The sequence below is a fragment of the Sphingomonas sp. genome (assembly GCF_003248515.1).
Taxonomy (GTDB): domain Bacteria; phylum Pseudomonadota; class Alphaproteobacteria; order Sphingomonadales; family Sphingomonadaceae; genus Sphingomonas_I.
In genome coordinates, this window is sequence record NZ_QFOB01000006.1 from 57443 (window position 1) to 78574 (window position 21132).

Here is a 21132-nt window from a genome sequence, read left to right on the forward strand (position 1 = left end):
TGACCGGAGCGCGATGTCAGCGCTGGTCACAAGCCTCATAGACGCCGTTCATGCAGGCATCCACGCGCGCGCGCCATTCCGCCATGCGGCGCTGATAGGCGGCGCGGGCGGCGGCATAATCACGCCGGGCATCATTCGCCTCTCGTGCCGCGCCGCGATCGTCGCGTCTGTCCACCACGGCGGCCGCCTGCCGGTTGAGCTGCTGGGTGCGCAACCGATCGAGCCTGTGCGCCTCGTCCTCCACCTCCTGGGCCGAGGATGCGGCTACGGGATGGGCGGCGATGAACGAGGCGATCAGCAGATGGCGCATGCGGGAGGCTGCGCCGAAGCGGATTGCGCGGGGCTGAACGCGGCCCCGCGCCGCTCAATCGAGATTGGGGCGCAGATAGCGCTCCGCCAGCGCCACATCGATGCCGCGCCGGGCGGCATAATCCTCCACCTGATCCTGCCCGATCCGTGCCACGCCGAAATACTGGCTGTCGGGATGGCCGAAATAAAAGCCGGAGACGGCCGCTGTCGGCAGCATCGCGAAGCTTTCGGTGAGCGAGATGCCGGTGGCGTGATGCGCGTCCAGCATCTTGAACAGCGTCGGCTTCAGGCTGTGATCGGGGCACGCGGGATAGCCCGGCGCCGGTCGGATGCCGCGATACTGCTCCTTGATGAGCGCCTCGTTGGTCAGTTGTTCGCCCTCGGCATAGCCCCAGAGCGCCGAACGCACATAATGGTGGAGCCGCTCGGCAAAAGCCTCTGCCAGACGATCGGCCAGCGCCTTCAGGAGGATGTCCGAATAATCGTCGATCGCGGCGCGGAAACGGGCGAGGTGGGGCTCGATGCCGTGGATCGAGACGGCGAAGCCGCCGATCCAGTCGCCATCATGGCTGATGAAATCGGCGAGACACATGCTGGCGCGGCCTTCGCGCTTCGCGATCTGCTGGCGCAGGAAAGGGAGCTTCACATGACTCTCGTCCGGCATGTGGACGATCACGTCGTCGCCCTCGCGGCGGCAGGGCCACAGGCCACAGACGCCCTTCGCGACAAGCCAGCGATCCTCGATCACCTTGTCGAGCATCTTCTGCGCATCGGCATAAAGCGAGCGCGCGCTTTCGCCCACCACGTTGTCTTCGAGGATCGCCGGGAAGTTGCCAGCCAGCTCCCATGCGCGGAAGAAGGGCGTCCAGTCGATATACTGGCGCAGATCCTTCAGATCCCAATCCTCGAACACATGCACGCCGGGCATGCGCGGGCGGCCGGGCTTGAGGCTTTCGTCCAGCGTGAAGGCATTGGCGCGCGCCTGCTCCAGCGTAAGCAGGGCGTTTTGCGGCTTGCCCTCGCGGGCGATGCGGACGGCTTCATATTCGTCGGCGGTCTTGGCGACGAAAGCGTCGCGCTGCGTATCGCTCATCAAGGTCGAGGCGACACCGACGGCGCGGCTGGCATCGAGGACATGGACCACCGGCCCCGTATATTTGGGCGCGATGCGGAGCGCGGTGTGGACCTTGGAGGTGGTGGCGCCACCGATCAGCAGCGGCATCGTCATGGACGAGCGCTGCATCTCCTCGGCGACCGTCACCATCTCGTCGAGCGAGGGGGTGATGAGGCCGGAGAGGCCGATCATGTCGGCGTCATTCTCGTTGGCGGCCTTCAGGATATCCGGCCAGGGGACCATCACGCCGAGATCGATCACGTCATAGCCATTGCACTGGAGCACGACGCCGACGATGTTCTTGCCGATATCGTGCACGTCGCCCTTTACGGTCGCCATGACGACGCGGCCCTTGGCGCGCTGTCCCTCCACCTTCTCCGCCTCGATGAAGGGAAGGAGGTGGGCGACCGCCTTCTTCATCACGCGGGCGGACTTCACGACCTGCGGCAGGAACATCTTGCCCGATCCGAACAGATCGCCGACGACGTTCATTCCATCCATCAGCGGGCCTTCGATCACCTCGATCGGACGACCGCCGCGATCGAAGATCTGCTGGCGGGCCTCCTCGGTATCGGCCACGACATGCGCGTCGATGCCCTTCACCAGCGCATGTTCGAGACGCTTGACCACATCCCAGCCGCGCCATTCCTCGGCGGCCTTTTCAGCGACGGCGTCGGTGCCCCGGAAGCTTTCGGCCAGCGCCACCAGCCGCTCGCCCGCCTCGGGATCGCGATTGAGGATCACATCCTCGCACGCCTCGCGCAGCTTGGGATCGATCTGGTCATAGACGTCGAGCTGCCCGGCATTGACGATGCCCATGTCCATTCCCGCCGGAATGGCATGGTAGAGGAAGACCGAGTGCATCGCGCGGCGCACCGGCTCGTTGCCGCGGAACGAGAAGCTCAGGTTCGAGAGGCCGCCGGAGATGTGGACGTGCGGGCAGCGGGCGCGGATCTCGCGCGTGGCCTCGATGAAATCGACGCCATAATTGTTATGCTCCTCGATGCCCGTCGCCACCGCGAAGACGTTGGGATCGAAGATGATGTCCTCAGGCGGAAAGCCGATGCCCATCAGGAGCTTGTAGGCGCGCTCGCAGATCTCGATCTTGCGATCCCTGGTATCGGCCTGGCCGGTCTCGTCGAAGGCCATGACGACGACGGCGGCGCCATAGTTCATCACCTTGCGGGCATATTTGAGGAATTCGGCCTCGCCTTCCTTCATGCTGATCGAATTCACGATCGGCTTGCCGGAGACGCACTTCAGCCCGGCCTCGATCACCGACCATTTGGAGCTGTCGATCATCACGGGCACGCGGGCGATGTCCGGCTCGGCGGCGATCAGCTTCAGGAAGGTGGTCATCGCATGGTGGGCATCCAGCAGGCCCTCGTCCATGTTGACGTCGATCACCTGCGCGCCATTCTCCACCTGAGCGCGGGCGACATCGATGGCCTTGGTGTAATCGCCGGCCATGATGAGCTTCTTGAACGCGGCGGAGCCCGTGACGTTCGTGCGTTCGCCGACATTGACGAAGGTGGCGGTTGGGGTGGTCATTCTTGCTCCGATCCTCCCCGGTACGGGGAGGGGGACCGCTCGCAGAGCGGTGGAGGGGGCTCTCCATTATCGGTGACGCCAGTGGAGAGCCCCCTCCACCAGCCTTTGACTGGTCACCCTCCCCGGGCCGGGGAGGATCAATTTACGCCGCCATCACGAACGGGTCGAGGCCGGCAAGCTTCATGACGGGCGTGAGACTGGGAAGCGGGCGAGGCGGGAAGCCGGCGACCGCCTTCGCCATCGCCGCGATATGCGGCGGCGTCGAGCCGCAGCAGCCGCCGACGACGTTCACCAGGCCCTGTTCGGCCCATTCACGAATGAAACCGCCGGTCGTCTCGGGCAATTCGTCATAGGCGCCGAGATCGTTGGGCAGGCCGGCATTCGGATAGATCATCACCAGGGCGTCGGCGATCTGCGAGATCACCTGAACGTGCGGACGGAGCAGATCCGCTCCGAACGCGCAGTTGAGCCCGATCGTGAGCGGGCGGGCATGCCGCACGCTCGACCAGAAGGCCTCGACCGAATGACCGGAAAGGTTGCGCCCGGACATGTCGGTGACGGTCATCGAGATCATCACCGGGATCTCGGCGCCGCGTTCCTCCTCGACCTCCTTCACGGCCATGATCGCGGCCTTGCAGTTGAGTGTGTCGAACACGGTTTCGATCAGGATGAAGTCGGCGCCGCCATCCAGCAGCGCGCCCGCCTGATCCTTGTAGACGTCTTTCAGATCGTCATATTCGATCGCGCGAAAACCGGGATCGTTCACGTCGGGCGAGAGCGAGAGCGTCTTGTTCGTCGGCCCGATCGCGCCTGCGACGAAGCGGGGGCGGCCATCCTTCGCCGCATATTCATCGGCGGCCTTCCGCGCGATGCCGGCGGCGGCGAGGTTCATCTCGCGAACCAGATGGACGGCCGCATAATCCTCCTGGCTGATCGTGTTGGCGTTGAACGTGTTGGTGGAAACGATGTCCGATCCCGCATCCAGATATTGCCGCGTGATCGCATCGACCACATCGGGCCGGGTCAGCACGAGCAGGTCGTTATTGCCCTTCTGATCCAGCTTCAGATCATAGGCGCCGCGATAATCGGCCTCCTGCAGCTTGTAGGTCTGGATCATCGTGCCGAATGCGCCATCGGTGATCAGCACGCGCTTGGCGGCTTCGGCCCGGAAGACGGCGGCGACGGGGGAGGGGGTCATGAGCGAAGCCTTTGCGCGCCTCCCCGGCACGGGGAGGGGGGACCGCCGCGAAGCGGTGGCGGAGGGGGCTCTCCTTTGAACGGATCACCGGTGGAGAGCCCCCTCCACCAGCCCTCGGCTGGTCCCCCTCCCCGTGCCGGGGAGGAGCTGAAAATCTAGGCCGCCGCTTCCAGCGCTCCGCCCAGCTTCGCCGGGCGCTTCCCCAGCAGGTGGCAGATCGCGTAGGCGAGTTCGGCGCGGTTGAGCGTGTAGAAATGGAACTGGCGGACACCACCCGCATAAAGCTTGCGGCACAGTTCCGCTGCGATCGTCGCGGAGACGAGCTGGCGGGCGGCGGGATGATCGTCCAGCCCCTCGAACAGGCGGCCCATCCATTCGGGCACCTCGGTGTTGCACATGCCCGCCATGCGAGTGACCGCCGCGAAGGTGGAGACGGGCATGATGCCGGGCACGATTTCCGCATCGATGCCGGCGGCCGCCGCCGCATCGCGGAACCGGAAAAAGGTTTCGGGCGAGAAGAAGAATTGGGTGATGGCGCGATCCGCACCCGCATCGATCTTGCGCTTCAGATTGTCGAGATCGACCTGCGGGTTCGCCGAATCCGGGTGGCATTCGGGATAGGCGGCGACCGAAATCTCGAACGGCGCGATCTTCCGGAGGCCGGCCGTCAACGCGGCCGCATTCTCATAGCCGCCGGGATGGCTCCGGAATGCTTCGCCCGCACGCGGCGGATCGCCCCTGAGCGCCACGATGTGGCGGACGCCGGCTTCCCAGTAATCGCGGGCGATCCGGTCGATCTCCTCACGCGTGGCATCGACGCAGGTGAGATGCGCGGCGGCGGGGATGCTCGTCTCGCGTACGATCCGCGCGACCGTCTGATGCGTGCGCTCGCGAGTCGATCCGCCCGCGCCATAGGTGACGGAGACGAAGCGCGGGGCGAGCGGCGCCAGCGTCTGGATCGCGTCCCAGAGCGTCTGTTCCATCTTCTCCGTCTTGGGCGGGAAAAATTCGAAAGACACGCCGATATCACCCGCGACATCGGCATAAAGCGGCGCCGAAAGCGCGCTCTGCGCCTCGTGCAGCTGGCTCAACGAAAGTCCCATTACGCAACGGCCTTAAGCAGTCGGCTTTCCGGGCGGCGCTGCCCGAGCCAGAGTTTTACGGTCAGTTCGCCGCCCCGCAATTCGCGGGTGGCATCCATATGGAGCCCGGCCGCCGTGAACCAGCCCTCGATCTGATGATCGTCGAAGCCCAGGCGGACATGGGCGTCACGCTCGCGCAGCACATCATGATCGTGCGCCGCGAAATCGATGATGAGCAGGCGTCCATCCTCGCCCAGCGTGCGGCCGGCCTCCATGATCGCGGCGGCCGGCGCCTGCGCATAATGCAGCACCTGATGGATCACCACCGTATCGGCCCCGCCATCGGCGACGGGCAGGGCATACATGTCGCCCTGGCGCAGCTCGGCGCGCGGCTGCCCATCCTTCGCGACCTTGGCGCGGGCGAGCCGCAGCATTTCCGGGCTGCGATCGATGCCCACGGCACTGGTGGCGCGATCGAGCAGCAATTCGATCATCCGGCCCGTGCCGGTGCCAATATCGACGAGGCGGCCGAGCGGATCATCGCCCAGCAGATCGAGGATCGCGCCCTCCACCTGCGCCTCCGCCACATGGAGCGAGCGGATCGCATCCCATTCGGCGGCATGCTGATTGAAATAGGCTTCGGCGGCGGACACCCGATCGGCACGCACGGCCGCCAGCCTCGCCGCGTCGGCGATTTCCCAGCGTTCGGCGGCGATATCCTCCCAACCGTCGATCGCGGCAAGCAAAGGACCTTCCCGCGCGGCCGATCCCAGGCCGAGGAAAATCCAGCTGCCCTCGCGCCGCCTGTCGCACAGATCGGCATCGGCGAGGATCTTGACGTGGCGCGAGACGCGGGGTTGGCTCTGGCCGAGAACCTGGGCGAGTTCGCCCACCGAAAGCTCCATCTGGCGCAGCAATGCGACGATCCGAAGCCTGGTGGGATCGGCGAGCGCGCGAAAGACGGCAAGAGGCGCGGGCATCGTCCAGAAATCTCCTGCAATCGAGACATAAAGATGTCTTTATATGTGGTCAAGGCCTTGTTCGACCGAAGGGCCTATGGCAGCGCCACGCCATGACCAGCCGCGCCCCGACTCCGTTCGTTGCCGTCGTCGCCCTGTCCCTGATTTCCGGCGGTTGTGCGACCGTCCCGGGGCAGGACAGGCTCGCCGCCCGTGATCCGCTCGAAAAGTTCAATCGCGGGGTATGGGGCGTCAACCAGGCGGCCGACAAGGTGGTGATCAAGCCGGTCACGAAGGTCTATCGCGCCGTGGCGCCCAAGCCGGTGCGAAGCGGCGTGAGCAACTTCTTCAGCAATGTGAGCGAACCCTGGTCGTTCGTGAACAATCTGCTCCAGGGGAAGCCCAAGCGGGCGATGCAGAATTTCGGCCGCTTCCTCGTCAACACCACCATCGGCGTGGGTGGCCTGTTCGATGTCGCGAGCAAGAAGGGGATCGATCCGGCGCCCGAGGATTTCGGCCAGACACTGGCGAGATGGGGCGTGAATGGCGGTCCCTATCTGGTACTGCCGCTGCTGGGGCCGTCGACGCTTCGGGATGGCGTGGGATCGGCGGTGGCCTGGGGCGCGGATCCGGTGAATGTCGGCATCCGCGAGGCGGATGTGCCGAACAAGGCGGCGCTTGGCTATCGCGGCGCCTATGTGATCGATGCGCGTTCGCAGTTGATCGACAGCGGCGCGGATGCCTTCCTCAAGAGCAGCCTGGATCCCTACGCGACGGCGCGTTCGGCCTATCTCCAGCGTCGGCGCTCGGCGATCATGGATCAGGAAAATGCGCTCGACGCCGGGCCTCCGGACGAGGAGGAGCCGATGGGCGAATCGGCGGCGATGCCGGCTGACGGCAACCTGACCGAGCCCACGCCTGCGGCGAATGGTTCCGAGGTGGGAGCGCCCCCTGTCGCCGAGGGCGCGGCCCCTGCGGCGGGGCCGGCTCCGACGGCAGATCCTGCTCCTGCGCCCACCGAACCGCCCAAGTGAAGGGCGCTCTTTCCCTGCTGGCGGCGCTGGCGGTGCTGGGCGGGTGCCATCGCGCCAAGACCGACGCGCTCCTCCCGGACGCGCAGGCCGAGGCCCAGACCCGAACCTCCGCCAAGGCGCTCGCGGATGTCGCGGCTGCCGAGGAAGCCGCGCGGGTGCCGCTGCCGGAGCGCGCGTCGCGTGCGAAGGCGGCCGAGCCGCAGGAAAAGCCTGCCGCCAAGGCTCCTGCCGCTGCCGCCGAATCCGCTGCGGAAATGGGCGCCGGCGAGCTTTCGCTGAACGAGTCGGATCCGCGCTGACGAGATCCAGGCGCGACGCACGAGCCATCGCGCTATCGGAAAAGCAGGGAAGATCGGCCGATCCGCGGCAACCTCCGACAGATATACACAGGTTCGTGCCGATCCGACGCCGGATGACGTTGGTGAAGCCTGCCGGCCGCGCTACAGGCGCGGGATGCAACAGCCCGTCCGCATCTCCCCTTCCATTCTTTCCGCTGATTTCGCCAGGCTGGGCGAGGAAGTGCGCGCGATCGATGCGGCGGGCGCGGACTGGATCCATGTCGATGTGATGGACGGGCATTTCGTGCCGAACATCACGATCGGCCCGACGGTGGTGAAGGCACTGCGCCCGCATACGACCAAGCCGTTCGACGTCCATCTGATGATCTCGCCGGTCGATTCCTATCTCGAGGCCTTCGCCGAGGCCGGCGCGGACACGATCACGATCCATCCGGAGGCCGGCCCGCACACGCACCGCACGATCCAGCGGATCAAGGCGCTGGGCAAGCGTGCCGGCGTCTCGCTGAATCCCGGAACCCCCGCCAAAATGCTCGATTATCTGCTCGAGGAGATTGATCTCGTGCTGGTGATGAGCGTCAATCCTGGCTTTGGCGGACAGAGCTTCATCGAAAGCCAGCTGCGCAAGATCGAGGCGATCCGGAAATCGATCGACAAGCTCGGCAAGCCGATCGATCTGGAAGTGGATGGCGGCATCGATATCGCCACCGCGCCGCGCGCGATCGCGGCCGGCGCCGACGCGCTGGTGGCCGGCACCGCCACCTTCCGGGGCGGCCCTTCCGCTTATGCGGCGAACATCGCGGCGCTGCGCGGGGCCTGATGCCCAGGAAAGGCGAAGAGGGCGGGGAGGGGCCGCAGAGCTTCGGACGACGGCGGCTGCGGGGCGATGGCACGCGCGGCCTTTCGCTGGCGGACCGGCTGAACCAGCGGCTCCACCGTCTGGCATGGCGTTCGCCGATCCACCGCATGCGGCTGGCCGGGCGCTATCCGCTCCAGTTGATCGACGTGCCGGCCGATCCCATTCCGGGCCGGCGCAAGGCCGGACGCGCGCTGATCGAGGGCGCAATGCTGTTCGGGCAGGAGCGGATCCCGCTTTCGGCCCTGTCTCGCGGCGGGCAGAGCGCGGGTTTTATCGAATATCGCCACGGCTTCGGCTGGCTGCGCGATCTTGCCGCTGCCGTTTCGCGCGAGGAAGGCGCGCCGATCGCGGAGAAGATTGCGGGCGACTGGCTCGCCGAGCATGCGCGCACCGTGACGGACCCCGCCTGGCGGCCCGACCTGTGGGGCCGGCGCATCCTCTTCTGGACCGCTTATGCCCCCTATCTGCTGAGCTCGGGCGATGATGCGTTGCGCACCGCCCTGCTCAACACGCTCGCGCGCGGCGCGCGGCATCTGGACCGGGCGGCGGACAGCGTGCCCCAGGGCGTGCCGCGCATCGCCGCCTGGTCCGGCGTGATCGCGGCCGGGCTGCTGATCCCGGGCGGAGATCTGCGCACGACGCATGGCGAGGCCGGGCTGGCGCGCGCGCTGGGCCAGGCGCTGTATGAGGATGGCGGCCTGGCGACGCGCGTGCCGGCGATGCAGCTGGATCTGGTGGAACTGCTCGCGCAGTTGCGCGCCGTCTATGAGGTGCGCGCGCGGCCGATGCCGGTCGCCATTACCACCGCGCTGGGCAAGGCTGTGCCGGCGCTCGTCAGCGTGGTGATGGGCGATGGCGGCCTTTCGTCCTGGCAGGGGGGCGGGCCGGCGAATGCGAGCGCGATCGCGGCGGCCGTCAACGCCTCGGGCACACGCCCCGATCCGCTGCCGCAGGCGCGGGACTGGGGCTATCAGAGGCTGGAGGCGGGGGCTTCGCGCCTTGTGATGGATGCAGCACCACCGCCCTCCGGCGCGATGATCCGGGGCGGTTGCGCATCCACGCTCGCCTTCGAGCTTTCGGAGGGCCCACAGAGGCTGATCGTCAATTGCGGCTGTGCACCGGGCCTGCCCCCCGAATTCGCGCAGGGGCTGCGTACGACCGCGGCCCATTCGACCCTCACGCTCGCCGATACCAATTCGACAGCCCTGCACGAGGATGGATCGCTCGGGCGCGGCGTGACCGAGGTGGAACTGGAGCGGATCGAGGCGCGCGAGGGCGTCACGCTGATCGCCGCGCATGACGGATATGTCCGGCGCCACGGCTTCCGCCACGAACGGGCGCTCACATTGTCGTCCGATGGCAAGATGCTGGCCGGCGAGGACAGGCTGGCCCCGGCCGGCCGGCGGCGCGGTCTGGCCGCCACGCCGTTTGTGATCCGCTTTCATCTCGCGCCGGGGCTGGAAACGGTGCTGACGGCTGATGCGCACGGCGCGCTGATCCGTCCACCCGAGGGCGGCGCCTGGCAGTTTCGCGTGGATACAGGAGCGCTCTCGCTGGAGCCAAGCGTCTGGATCGACTCGCTCGGCCGGCCCCGCGCCGCTCAGGCGATCGCCATTTCGGGAGAGACGCCGCCGGATGGAACGGGGCTCGCCTGGTCTTTCCGGCGGGTGCGGTAGCGCGCGCAATCTCCCTTGGCCGTCATCCTGATCTGCCTCGCAACCGGGGATAAAGCATGATCCGGATCCCAAGCCCGCTGGCCTCTCCTGCAATCGGGCGGTAGGGTCGGCCCCGAATTTCGAAACGAACAACAGGATGCCAGAGTAACGATGAAGCGCCTCCGTAAAGCCGCTCTCCTGATCGCCGCCAGCGGGCTCGTCGTCCTGCCGGGGCAGGCGGCCGCGCCGCCGTTCGATACGCCCGCCAGGGTCGCCTACATGATCGATCTGTCTTCGGGCGCCACGCTCTTTGCCAAGGATGCGGACCTGAAGATGCCGCCCGCATCGATGGCGAAGATGATGACCGTCTATGTCGCCTTCGATCTGGTGAAGCAGGGCAAGCTGAAGCTTTCGGACATGGCGACGGTCGCGCCGGAAACCTGGCGCAAATGGCATGGGCCTGCCGCCGGATCGACGATGTTCCTTTCGGTGGGGGAACAGGTTTCGATCGCCAACCTCCTCTTCGGTATCGTCACGCTTTCCGGCAACGATGCCTGCGTGGTGCTGGCGGAGCATATCGCCGGGACCGAGCCGGCTTTCGTGGCGATGATGAACCAGAAGGCCAAGGAGATCGGCCTTGCGAACAGCCATTTCGGCACGTCCAACGGCTGGCCGGACAATGGCGTGACCTATGTGACGGCGCGTGACCTCGCCAAGCTGGCGGCCGCCACGATCCAGAACTTCCCGGACATGTACAAGACTTTCTACAGCCGCCCGAATTTCACCTGGGGCAAGACGCTGGGGACGGGCGCGGACATCACGCAGGCCAATCGCGATCCGCTGCTGGGCCGTGTCGCCGGCGCGGATGGGCTGAAGACCGGGCATACCGAGGAAGCCGGCTACGGCTTCACCGGTTCGGCCGAGCAGAATGGCAGGCGGCTGGTGATGGTGCTGGCCGGCCTGACCAGCTTCAACCAGCGGATCGATCAGTCGGTGGCCTTCATGAACTGGGGTTTCCGCGCCTGGCAGTCCAAGCCGCTGTTCGCGGCTGGAAAGCAGGTCGACAAGGCGCCAGTCCAGCTTGGCGACGCACGCGAAGTGGGCCTGGTCGCGCCGAAAAATCTTACGGTGACGATCCCGGCGGGGCTGGCTTCGGATGTGAAGCTGTCGGTTGCCTATAACGGCCCCCTCAAGGCCCCCATCAAGAAGGGCGATCATGTCGCCGATCTGATCGCGCGCACCGGTGACGGGCCGCCGCAGGTGATGCCCCTCGTCGCCGCGAGCGATGTGGGCGAGGCGGGCTTCTTCGGGCGGATCGGCAACGGGTTCCACCGCCTGCTCGGCGGATCGTGAGCCGCACCGCGTGAGTCCCGCTCCGGGCCGCTTCGTCAGCCTCGAGGGCGGGGAAGGGGTCGGCAAGTCGACCCAGGTCCGCGCCCTCGCGGCGGCCCTGCGCGCACGCGGCAAGGAAGTGATCGAGACGCGCGAGCCGGGCGGGAGCCCCGGCGCGGAGGCGATCCGCAAGCTGCTGCTGGAAGGCGCCGGCGATCGCTGGACGCCCGAAGCCGAGGCGCTCCTCTTCGCCGCCGCGCGGGCGGATCATGTGGCGCGCACGATCCGCCCGGCGATGGAGCGCGGCGCGTGGGTGGTGTGCGATCGTTTCCTCGACAGTTCCATCGCCTATCAGGGGGGCGCGGACGGGCTGGGCGACGAGGCGATCCGCTCGCTCCATGCGGTCGGCAGTCGCGGTCTGCTGCCCGATCGAACGCTGCTTCTGGCCCTGCCGGAGCAGGAGGCGGCCGCGCGCGAGGCGGCGCGCGATGCGGGCAAGCCCGATCGCTTCGGCGCGCGGGACACAGCCTATCACAGCGCCGTGGGGCAAACCTTCCGGCGGCTGGCCGATGCCGATGCGGCCCGCTGGAGGATCGTGGACGCGACCGGCGCGGCAGAGGCGGTGACGGCACGGCTGATAGACGCGCTGGCCGATCTGCTGTGACGGTCATCGGCCATGACGCCGAGGTGGCGACGTTCCACGAGGCGCTCCTCTCCGGTCGCCTCCACCATGCGTGGCTGCTCACCGGGCCAGAGGGGGTGGGCAAGGGAACGTTCGCGCGCGCCGCGGCGCTCTGGATGCTGGCGCGGGCGGCGGGGCCGGAGCCTGTGGGCGGCGGCTTCACGGTGGATCCGGCCCATCGCATCGCGCATCTCTTCGATGCGGGATCACACCCCGATTTCAAGTTGTTGAGACGCCTTCCGAAGGATAAATCGGAGGAGCTGGCGCGGTCGATCACGATCGATCAGGTACGCACACTCCAGCCGATGTTCGCCACATCTCCCAGCCTTTCGCCGCGCCGTGTGGTGCTGATCGATGCGGTCGACGATCTCGAGCGCGGCGGTGCCAACGCGCTGCTCAAGAATCTGGAGGAGCCGCCGACCGGCACGATCTTCCTTCTGGTGAGCCACGCCCCCGGCCGGCTGCTGCCCACGATCCGCTCGCGCTGCCGCCTGCTGCGTTTCTCGCCGCTGGCGGAGGAGAATAGCGCGCGGGTGCTGCGTGCGGCACTTCCCGAAAGCGACGCGGGCGAGATCGCCGCGCTCGCCGCCATCGCGGAAGGCGCGCCGGGGCAGGCGATCCGCTTCGCCGGGCTCGACATAGACGGGCTGGATCGCGCGATCGATCGGATCGCGCGCGAAGGGGATGCGACCGGTCTCCAGCGGCTGGCCCTCGCCAAGCAACTCTCGGGCAAGGCGGCACAGGCACGCTACGAGGCGTTTCTGGAGCGCGCGCCGGGGCGGATAGCACAGTCTGCGCGGGAAGGGGGCGATATCGAGGCGAAGGTCGCCTTGTGGTCGCAGGCGCGAAGCATCGCGGATGGCGCCGTGCGGCTGAGCATGGATCAGCAGACCACCGTCTATGAAGTTGCGGGGCTGCTCGCGAAGCTGGCCGGCTGACTCTACTTCCGCGTCGAAATGCTTTCGCGTCGGGCGATCACGCTCTAGAGCGCGGCCCATGTCCGAACCTTTCTATATCACGACCGCGATCAGCTATCCGAACGGCGCGCCGCATATCGGCCATGCCTATGAGGCGATCGCGACCGATGCGATCGCGCGGTACCAGCGGCTGCGCGGGCGCGAGGTGCTGTTCACCACCGGCACGGACGAGCATGGCCTGAAAATGGCGCAGACGGCGCGCAACCGGGGGATAACGCCGCTGGAACTGGCCGATGAAATGTCGGCCCAGTTCAGGCGGATGGACGAGACGTTGAACATCTCGTTCGATCGCTTCATCCGCACCACCGAGCCCGCCCATTATGAGGCGAGCCAGGCCATCTGGCGCGCGATGGTGGCCAAGGGGGACATCTATCTCGGCCGCTATGAAGGCTGGTATTCGGTTCGCGACGAAGCCTTTTACGGCGAGGAGGAACTGATCGAAGGCGAGGGGGACGCGAAGCTTTCGCCGCAGGGAACGCCTGTCGAATGGACGGTGGAGGAGAGCTGGTTTTTCAGGCTCTCGGCTTATGCCGACAAGCTTCTGGAACTCTATGAAAGCCAGCCCGATTTCATCCGCCCCGAAAGCCGCCGCAATGAAGTGGCCAGCTTCGTGCGCGGCGGCCTTTCCGATCTTTCGGTCTCGCGCACCAGCTTCGATTGGGGTGTGCCGGTGCCGGATGCGCCCGGCCATGTGATGTATGTGTGGGTGGACGCGCTCACCAATTATCTCACCAGCACCGGCTATCCCGATCGCGCCGGGCCGCTCTCGAAATTCTGGGATGCCCGTGCCACGCACATCATCGGCAAGGATATCGTGCGCTTCCACGCAGTGTATTGGCCCGCTTTCCTGATGTCGGCGGATCTGCCGCTGCCTGCCCAGGTCTTCGGTCACGGCTTCCTGCTGAACCGGGGTGAAAAGATGTCCAAATCGGTCGGCAATGTCGTCGATCCGATCGGCATGGCCGAAACCTATGGTGTCGATCAGCTGCGCTATTTCCTGCTGCGCGAAGTGAGCTTCGGCCAGGACGGCAGCTACAGCCACGAAGCGATCGTCACGCGCTCCAACGCGGATCTCGCCAATGGGCTCGGCAATCTGGCGCAGCGATGCCTCAGCATCATCGCCAAGAATTGCGATGGCAAGGTGCCCGCGAGCGGCGTCCCAAGCGAACTTCGCACCGTGCTGGCGACGGCGAAGGAGAAGCTGGACGAGGCGATGGGGGCGCTCGCCCCGCATCGCGCGCTGGAGGCGATCTGGGAAGCGGTGGGCGAGGCCAATCGCTATTTCGCGGATATGGCCCCCTGGTCGTTGCGCAAAACCGATCCGGTGGCGGCTGACGCCGTGCTTTATGAGACGGCCGAGGCGATCCGGCAGCTCGCCATCCTCGTCCGCTGGGCGATCCCGGCGAGCGCCGATGCGCTGCTCGATCAGCTCGCGCAGGCACCGGAGGCGCGCAGTTTCGCGGCGCTCGCGCATCCTCTTGCACCGGGCACGACGCTGCCCGCGCCACAGGGCGTGTTCCCGCGCTGGACCGATCCCGCCTGAACGCTGGACAGCGCGCACGGAGCAAGGCAGTCTGTTCTGTATGAGCGACGAATTCGACTGGGCACGGCCCTGCATCCTGCATTCCCGATCCGACACCGGATCCGAAATGTATTTCGATTTCGAGAAGCTGGACGAAGGCCCGCTTTCCGCGATGATCGCGAGGGTCGTTTCCATGACCCCGGCGGATCGGTCGCGCGTGATCGTGGATGTGCCGGGCAAGGGCAATCTCACGGTGGGAGAGGTGCTGGCACTGGCGGAACGCCCGGATTTCCCCACGATCTGAGCGGAAAATCGCGCGCGACGCAGAAGGCGGGTGACGCGCCGCCGCGTGCCCATTATCCCGGCTCGCGATGCTGATCGATAGCCACTGTCACCTGAACTATAAGGGCCTCGTCGAGGACCAGCCGACCATATTGGCCCGTGCGCGCGATCGTGGCGTGACGGGCATGCTCAACATTTCGACGCGCGAGAGCGAATGGGGCGATGTGATCGCCACGGCCGAGCGCGAAGCGGATGTCTGGGCCTCCGTCGGCATCCATCCGCACGAGGCGGATACGCATCCGGATATGCATGCGGCGCGCCTGATCGAGGCGGCGGCCCATCCCCGCGTGATCGGGATCGGCGAAACCGGCCTCGATTATTATTACGACCATTCGGATCGCGACCGGCAGAAGGCGAGCTTCCGCGCCCATATCGAGGCATCGCGCACGACGGGGCTCCCGATCATCATCCACACGCGCGATGCGGAGGATGATACGGCCGCGATCCTGGCGGATGAGATGGGGAGGGGGGCCTTTCCGGCGCTGATCCACTGCTTCACGGCGAGTGCCGATTTCGCGGCCAGGGCATTGGAACTCGGCCTTTACATTTCAATCTCGGGGATCGTGACGTTCAAGAACGCCAGGGATCTGGCGGCCACGGCGGCGACTTTGCCCGAAGATCGCCTGCTGGTGGAAACCGATGCGCCGTTCCTCGCGCCGGTGCCGCACCGGGGCAAGACCGGCGAACCGGCATTCGTGGCCGATACGACGGCATTTCTCGCAAATCTGCGCGGCGTTTCGGTCGAGCGGCTCTCCGAGCGAACGAGCGCCAACTTCTTCCGCCTGTTCGCCAAGGCGCGGGCATGAAGGCTTCCCTGTGAAGGCGGTCATGCTCGGTTGCGGCACGTCATCGGGCGTGCCGCGGATCGGCGGCGATTGGGGCAATTGCGATCCGGCCGACCCACGCAATCGCCGCACGCGCGCATCGATCGCGATCATGAGCGGGGCGACGACGATCCTCGTCGACACGGGGCCGGATATGCGCGCGCAATTGCTGGCAACCGGAATCGGCGCGATCGACGCGGTGATCTGGACGCACGAACATGCCGATCACACGCATGGCATCGATGATCTGCGCCAGCTTTTCCATGTTCGGGGTGCGCCGATCCCCGGATACAGCAATGTCGCCACGCTGGGTGTGCTCAACGAGCGCTTCGCCTATGTCTTCACTGGCAGGTCCGGCTATCCCGCGTCGGCGACCGGGCATGTTCTGGGGCAGGACGCGACGATCGGAGATATCAGGATCCGGAGCGTGGAAATGCCGCATGGCGAAATCGTCTCGCTCGGGCTTCGCTTCGATCTCGATGGGAAGAGCATCGGCTATGCCACGGATTTCCATGCCGTGACGCCTGAAATGGACGCGCTCTTCTCGGGGCTCGACATCTGGATCGTGGATGCGCTGCGGCGCAAGCCGCATCCGACGCATCCGCATCTGGCGATGATCCTGGACGCGATCGATCGGCTGAAGCCCGGTCGCGCGATCCTGACGCACATGGATCAATCGATGGATTATGCGACGCTCGCGGCGGACCTGCCGCCAGGCATCGAGCCGGGCTATGACGGATTGGAAGCGATAGCGGCATGAACGAGAACCAGCTTCTGTCGCTCGTTGCGGGCATGATGGTGCTGGTGATCGTGATCGGCGGCCTCGCGCGGCGGCGGATGAAGCCGGGTGAGAGCCTGAGGCTGGCGCTGATCTGGATCGCAATCATCGTGACGGCGACAGTGGCGGTAACCCTGGTCCGCCGCTTCCTGCACTGATCCATATTTTACATAATATATATTATCGAGATGAAGAATGACGCAGCCCGCAACCGATCAGTCTGAAAATCCGATCGGCCCCCCGCCGACCGAGCAGCCCGTCCGCGCGCCCGATCCTGCTGCAAATACTGCTTCGGCTGCGGAAGATGCGCTGCGCCGGCTGATCGCGATCATGGCGAAGCTGCGCGATCCGGAAACGGGCTGTCCGTGGGATGTCGAACAGACGTTCGCCACGATCGCGCCTTACACCATCGAGGAGGCCTACGAGGTTGCCGATGCCTGCGCATCCGGCGATCTGCCGGCGCTGAAGGATGAACTGGGCGATCTGCTGCTACAGGTCGTTTTCCATGCGCGGATCGCCGAAGAGCTGGGTGCCTTCGCTTTCGCCGATGTGGCAAATGCCATTTCGGCGAAGATGATCCGGCGGCATCCGCACGTTTTCAGCGATGCGCCGCGCTCGAACGGGCATGGTCAGTGGGAAGCGATCAAGGCCGAGGAGCGCAGGGAAAAGCCGATCGATCCGAGCGCGCTGGCGGGGGTCGCACTGGCTCTGCCCGGGCTCATGCGCGCGGAAAAGCTGCAGAAGCGCGCCGCGCGAACAGGTTTCGACTGGCCGGACGCCGAGGGCGCACGCGCGAAAATCGTCGAGGAAATGGACGAGATCGCGACGGCGGGCGATGCGGCCGCGCGCGAGGAAGAGATGGGCGACCTGCTCTTCTCGGTCGTCAATTACGCGCGCAAGCTGGGCGTGGATCCGGAAGTGGCGCTGCGCGCCGGGAACGCGAAGTTCGAACGACGCTTCCGCATGATGGAAGGCATGGCCGGTGACGCTTTTTCCGGCCTGTCGCTGGAGGAAAAAGAAGCCCTTTGGCAACGCGCCAAGCAAGGCTGAATTCCGGGGTCACGCCCCCCCTTGCGGAGGCGCGCGACGTTTGCGGGCCTGACCGGATCAGCGCGCGGCCGCGTTGCGGACCTGGAAACGATCCCATTCGGCCGGCGCCAAACGGACGTCGAGAGTCATCGTCTCGGCCTCGACCTCCTGCGCCAGAACTTCGCCATGTTCGTGCAGCCATGCGATCGCGGCGCCGTCCGCCACCGGAAGCGTGAGCCGATGGATCTCGGCACCGGCCAGCAGGCGATCGGATACGATCCGCCGCAGCGCATCGATCCCCTCCCCGGTCAAAGCCGAAATGGCGGCGACATCCTCGCGCCGATGCGCCTCGGTCGTCAGCCTCTCCCTTTCCTCGGGATCGAGCGCGTCGAGCTTGTTCCACACTTCCAGGATCGGCGCGGGTAGATCGGATCCCTCCCCGCCTATCTCCGCCTCCGGCCCCACCCCGATCTCGCCCAGCACGGCGAGCACGTCCGCCCGCTGCGCGTCGCTGTCAGGATGTGCGATATCGCGGACATGGAGGATCAGGTCGGCAGCGGTGACTTCTTCCAGAGTGGCCCGGAACGCGGCGACCAGCTGGGTCGGCAGATCGGAGACGAAACCTACCGTGTCCGACAGGATCACCTTGTCGAGACCCGGCAGCGAAATCTGGCGCATCGTGGGATCGAGCGTTGCGAACAGAAGGTTTTCCGCCATGACCTCGGCACCGGTCATGCGATTGAAAAGAGTTGATTTTCCGGCGTTGGTATAGCCGACCAGTGCCACCACCGGCCAGGGCGCGCGCTCGCGGCGGGCACGATGCAGGCCGCGAGTCTTGCGAACCTGTTCCAGCTCGCGACGCAGCTTCGCCATGCGATCGCGGATCATCCGGCGATCGGCCTCGATCTGGGTTTCGCCCGGCCCGCCGAGAAAGCCGAAGCCACCACGCTGACGCTCAAGGTGCGTCCAACTCCGCACGAGGCGGCCCGCCTGATAATCGAGATGGGCAAGTTCAACCTGAAGCCGCCCCTCGGCGGTGGCGGCGCGCTCGCCGAAAATCTCCAGGATCAACCCGGTGCGATCGATCACCTTTGTCTGAGCGGCCTTTTCCAGATTCTGCTGCTGGACGGGCGTGAGTGCGGCATCGACCACGACCAGCTCGGCCTCCACCATGCGCGCGGCGAGGGCGATCTGCTCGACCTGGCCCGAGCCGAACAGCGTGGCGGGCTTGGGCTGGCGAACGCGGAAGGACAGGCGATCGACCACATCAAGCCCGATCGCGGCGGCCAGACCGGCCGCCTCCTCCAGGCGTGACTCCGTATCGCGCAGCACATCGCTGCGCTCGGGCAAGGCGATCACGGCGCGTGCGCCGCGCGTCACCTCGTCAACCGTCTCGCGCTGGAAACCGCTCATGGCGTTCGAACCCGGAAAGAGGGATCTTGTTTCAGGAGGAGCAACCTTTCGTCACGTCACAAGGACGGGCGCCCGACCGCGGCAAGCCCGGCGGGGTCCCGTCGTTGTGGAAGATGCCGAAAAGCAACGGCGCGGCCGAAGGCGCCTCACTCGTCGCCTTCATCCTCATCCGTCATCAGGTTCAGCGGGCGCATCGGCTGCACGGTCGAGATGGCGTGCTTATAGACGAGCTGGCTCATCCCATCGCGACGCAGCAGCATGCAGAACAGATCATAGGCCGCGATCTCGCCCTGAAGCATCACGCCATTGACGAGGAACATCGTCACCGGATCGCCCGACTTGCGGACGGCCGCGAGGAAGATTTCCTGCAGAAGCTGGGATTTCTTGTCCTCGAATGCCTTGTCGATCTCGGCCAGATCGATCGGATGCGCGGGCATCACCGTCGAGATGGCATGCTTGTAGATCAGTTGGCTCTGTCCATCACGGCGCAGCAGCACCGAGAAATTGTCGAACCAGGTGATGATTCCCTGGAGCTTCACGCCCTTTACCAGGAACATCGTTACCGGCGTCTTGGACTTGCGCAGCGTATTCAGGAACACGTCCTGAAGATTGTTGACCTTATCGGCCATCGTCCGGTTCTCCGGCCTTGGCGGGTCGTGGCCCGCGTAGCGCCCTTCATGGGCGTCATGCGCCCCGCCGGCTGCGGAGCGCTCCGAATGTATGTTTTTTGCAGCGCAGCACAAGCTTTAATCGAGGCATTGGGCTCGCGTCATTCCTCGTCGGAACGCGGATCGGCCAACCCCAGCGTCTTCAGCTTCCGGTGAAGCGCCGATCTTTCCATCCCGATAAAGGTCGCCGTGCGGCTGATATTGCCGGAAAAGCGGCGGATCTGGACGCGCAGATATTCACGCTCGAACGTTTCCCGCGCTTCGCGCAGCGGCGTGCCCATGATGGATCGCGCGGCATTGCCGGAGACGAGTTCGGTCTGCCCGCTGGTAATTTCCTGCGGCAGCATGTCCACGTCGATCATCGCCAGCCGATCGCCCGGGGCAAGGATGATGGTCCGCTCGATCACGTTGCGAAGCTGGCGGACATTGCCCGGCCAGTCATAGGCCTGCAACGCGGCCAGTGCCTCGGCGCCCAGAACCGGTGTGGCGACGCGACGCTCGGCGGCGAAGCGCGCGACGAAACGCTCGGCCAGCGGCGGCACGTCCTCGCGCCGTTCGCCCAGCGGCGGGAGATGAACCGGAACGACATTGAGCCGATAATAGAGATCTTCGCGGAAGCGGCCGGCGGCAATCTCCTCCGAAAGATCGCGCGCGGTGGCCGAAACGACACGAACGTCGACCTTCACGGTGCGCGTGCCGCCCACGCGGCTGAAGCTCTGATCGGTCAGAACACGCAGGATGCGGGCCTGCGTCGTCAGCGGCATATCCGCTATCTCGTCGAGAAACAGGGTGCCGCCATGCGCCGCCTCCAGCAGGCCGGGGCGGACCAGTTCGCCCCCCTCCTCCACGCCGAACAATTCCTCCTCGACGCGATCGGGCGTCATCCGCGCTGCCGCGACCACCACGAAAGCGCCGCTCGCGCGCGCGCTCCAGTCGTGCAGCAGGCGGGCGGCGACTTCCTTGCCGACGCCGGCCGGCCCGGTGATGAGGACACGGCTGCCCGTGGCCGCCACGCGCTTGAGCGTGGCGCGCACCGAATTGATCGCGCTGGAGGCGCCGGTCAGCTCCGCCTCTTCGCCGAAGCGCTCCTTGAGGGACGCGTTTTCGCGGCGCAGGCGATCGGTCTCGGTGGCGCGGGCGACGAGATGGAGCAGACGCTCGCTCTCGAACGGCTTCTCGATGAAATCGATCGCTCCCTGCCGGACAGCGGCGACAGCGGTGTCGAGCGTGCCGTGGCCGGACACGACGATCACCGGCAGCGAGGGATCGCGCCGCTTGATCTCCGCCAGAAGCTCCAGCCCGTCGAGCCGGGAGCCCTGCAACCAGACGTCGAGCAGGGCAAGGCTCGGCCGTCTTTCGGCGATCGCGGCGAGCGCGGCATCGGCATTGCCGGCCGTGCGCGCATGATAGCCTTCATCCTCGAGCACGCCTGCAACAAGCTCGCGAATGTCGGCTTCATCGTCGACGACCAGAATATCGAGGGCCATGCGTCAATTCTCTCCGTGAGT

Annotated in this window: 21 protein-coding genes; 13 read left to right on the top strand and 8 right to left on the bottom strand. The window is 66.2% G+C overall.

Annotated elements, in window-relative coordinates; translation table 11 throughout:
* Positions 1-16: 16 nt before the first annotated feature.
* From DI605_RS11350 to DI605_RS11370, 5 genes are all read right to left on the bottom strand, one after another.
* The gene (locus tag DI605_RS11350; RefSeq protein ID WP_293973535.1) at positions 17-310 is read right to left on the bottom strand and encodes a hypothetical protein; all 294 of its coding nucleotides are present in this window, start codon (positions 308-310) and stop codon (positions 17-19) included.
* Between the two features lie 54 nt (positions 311-364).
* Entirely contained in the window at positions 365-2974 is a 2610-nt protein-coding gene (gene metH, locus DI605_RS11355) for a methionine synthase (RefSeq protein ID WP_293973538.1), read from the bottom strand.
* A 142-nt stretch (positions 2975-3116) separates the two neighbouring features.
* On the bottom strand, positions 3117-4172 hold the full coding sequence (locus DI605_RS11360) for a homocysteine S-methyltransferase family protein (RefSeq protein WP_293973541.1): 1056 nt from the start codon (positions 4170-4172) through the stop codon (positions 3117-3119).
* A 155-nt stretch (positions 4173-4327) separates the two neighbouring features.
* The gene (metF, locus tag DI605_RS11365; protein ID WP_293973544.1) at positions 4328-5275 is read right to left on the bottom strand and encodes a methylenetetrahydrofolate reductase; all 948 of its coding nucleotides are present in this window, start codon (positions 5273-5275) and stop codon (positions 4328-4330) included.
* Positions 5275-6234, bottom strand: coding sequence for a metalloregulator ArsR/SmtB family transcription factor (locus tag DI605_RS11370; protein WP_293973547.1), 960 nt, complete (start codon positions 6232-6234; stop codon positions 5275-5277). The genes metF and DI605_RS11370 overlap by 1 nt, the downstream gene beginning before the upstream one ends.
* A 92-nt stretch (positions 6235-6326) precedes the next feature.
* Here DI605_RS11370 and DI605_RS11375 point away from each other — a divergent pair, with 92 nt between their 5' ends.
* From DI605_RS11375 to mazG, 13 genes are all read left to right on the top strand, one after another.
* A complete protein-coding gene (locus DI605_RS11375; protein WP_293973550.1) occupies positions 6327-7247 on the top strand; it encodes a VacJ family lipoprotein in 921 nt (306 codons plus the stop codon).
* Positions 7244-7546, top strand: a complete 303-nt coding sequence (locus tag DI605_RS11380) for a hypothetical protein (RefSeq protein ID WP_293973553.1) — start codon at positions 7244-7246, stop codon at positions 7544-7546. Before DI605_RS11375 ends, DI605_RS11380 begins: the two co-directional genes overlap by 4 nt.
* A 154-nt stretch (positions 7547-7700) precedes the next feature.
* Entirely contained in the window at positions 7701-8363 is a 663-nt protein-coding gene (rpe, locus tag DI605_RS11385) for a ribulose-phosphate 3-epimerase (RefSeq protein ID WP_293973556.1), read from the top strand.
* Entirely contained in the window at positions 8363-10078 is a 1716-nt protein-coding gene (locus tag DI605_RS11390) for a heparinase II/III family protein (RefSeq protein WP_293973559.1), read from the top strand. The genes rpe and DI605_RS11390 overlap by 1 nt, the downstream gene beginning before the upstream one ends.
* A 150-nt stretch (positions 10079-10228) precedes the next feature.
* Positions 10229-11410, top strand: a complete 1182-nt coding sequence (locus tag DI605_RS11395) for a D-alanyl-D-alanine carboxypeptidase family protein (protein WP_293973562.1) — start codon at positions 10229-10231, stop codon at positions 11408-11410.
* Between the two features lie 10 nt (positions 11411-11420).
* Positions 11421-12053 (top strand): dTMP kinase, encoded by a 633-nt coding sequence (gene tmk, locus DI605_RS11400; protein WP_293973565.1) that lies wholly within the window; start codon positions 11421-11423, stop codon positions 12051-12053.
* The gene (locus tag DI605_RS11405) at positions 12050-13009 is read left to right on the top strand and encodes an AAA family ATPase (RefSeq protein ID WP_293973568.1); all 960 of its coding nucleotides are present in this window, start codon (positions 12050-12052) and stop codon (positions 13007-13009) included. Before tmk ends, DI605_RS11405 begins: the two co-directional genes overlap by 4 nt.
* A gap of 58 nt (positions 13010-13067) precedes the next feature.
* Positions 13068-14591 carry a methionine--tRNA ligase gene (gene metG, locus DI605_RS11410; RefSeq protein WP_293973571.1) on the top strand — a complete coding sequence of 508 codons (1524 nt, stop codon included), beginning with the start codon at positions 13068-13070 and terminating at the stop codon, positions 14589-14591.
* 40 nt (positions 14592-14631) lie between these two features.
* Positions 14632-14874 (top strand): hypothetical protein, encoded by a 243-nt coding sequence (locus DI605_RS11415; protein WP_293973573.1) that lies wholly within the window; start codon positions 14632-14634, stop codon positions 14872-14874.
* Between the two features lie 67 nt (positions 14875-14941).
* Entirely contained in the window at positions 14942-15718 is a 777-nt protein-coding gene (locus DI605_RS11420; protein ID WP_293973576.1) for a TatD family hydrolase, read from the top strand.
* Positions 15719-15740: 22 nt separating this feature from the next.
* Entirely contained in the window at positions 15741-16496 is a 756-nt protein-coding gene (locus DI605_RS11425; protein WP_293974429.1) for an MBL fold metallo-hydrolase, read from the top strand.
* Positions 16493-16672 carry a hypothetical protein gene (locus tag DI605_RS11430; protein WP_293973579.1) on the top strand — a complete coding sequence of 60 codons (180 nt, stop codon included), beginning with the start codon at positions 16493-16495 and terminating at the stop codon, positions 16670-16672. The genes DI605_RS11425 and DI605_RS11430 overlap by 4 nt, the downstream gene beginning before the upstream one ends.
* Positions 16673-16709: 37 nt before the next feature.
* Entirely contained in the window at positions 16710-17564 is an 855-nt protein-coding gene (gene mazG / locus DI605_RS11435) for a nucleoside triphosphate pyrophosphohydrolase (RefSeq protein WP_293973582.1), read from the top strand.
* 57 nt (positions 17565-17621) lie between these two features.
* Here mazG and hflX read toward each other — a convergent pair whose 3' ends face one another.
* The 3 genes from hflX to DI605_RS11450 form a co-directional block, all read right to left on the bottom strand.
* The gene (hflX, locus tag DI605_RS11440) at positions 17622-18956 is read right to left on the bottom strand and encodes a GTPase HflX (protein ID WP_293973585.1); all 1335 of its coding nucleotides are present in this window, start codon (positions 18954-18956) and stop codon (positions 17622-17624) included.
* 146 nt (positions 18957-19102) lie between these two features.
* On the bottom strand, positions 19103-19699 hold the full coding sequence (gene hfq, locus DI605_RS11445) for an RNA chaperone Hfq (protein ID WP_293973587.1): 597 nt from the start codon (positions 19697-19699) through the stop codon (positions 19103-19105).
* Positions 19700-19725: 26 nt separating this feature from the next.
* Positions 19726-21111, bottom strand: a complete 1386-nt coding sequence (locus DI605_RS11450) for a sigma-54 dependent transcriptional regulator (protein WP_293973589.1) — start codon at positions 21109-21111, stop codon at positions 19726-19728.
* Positions 21112-21132 lie beyond the last annotated feature (21 nt).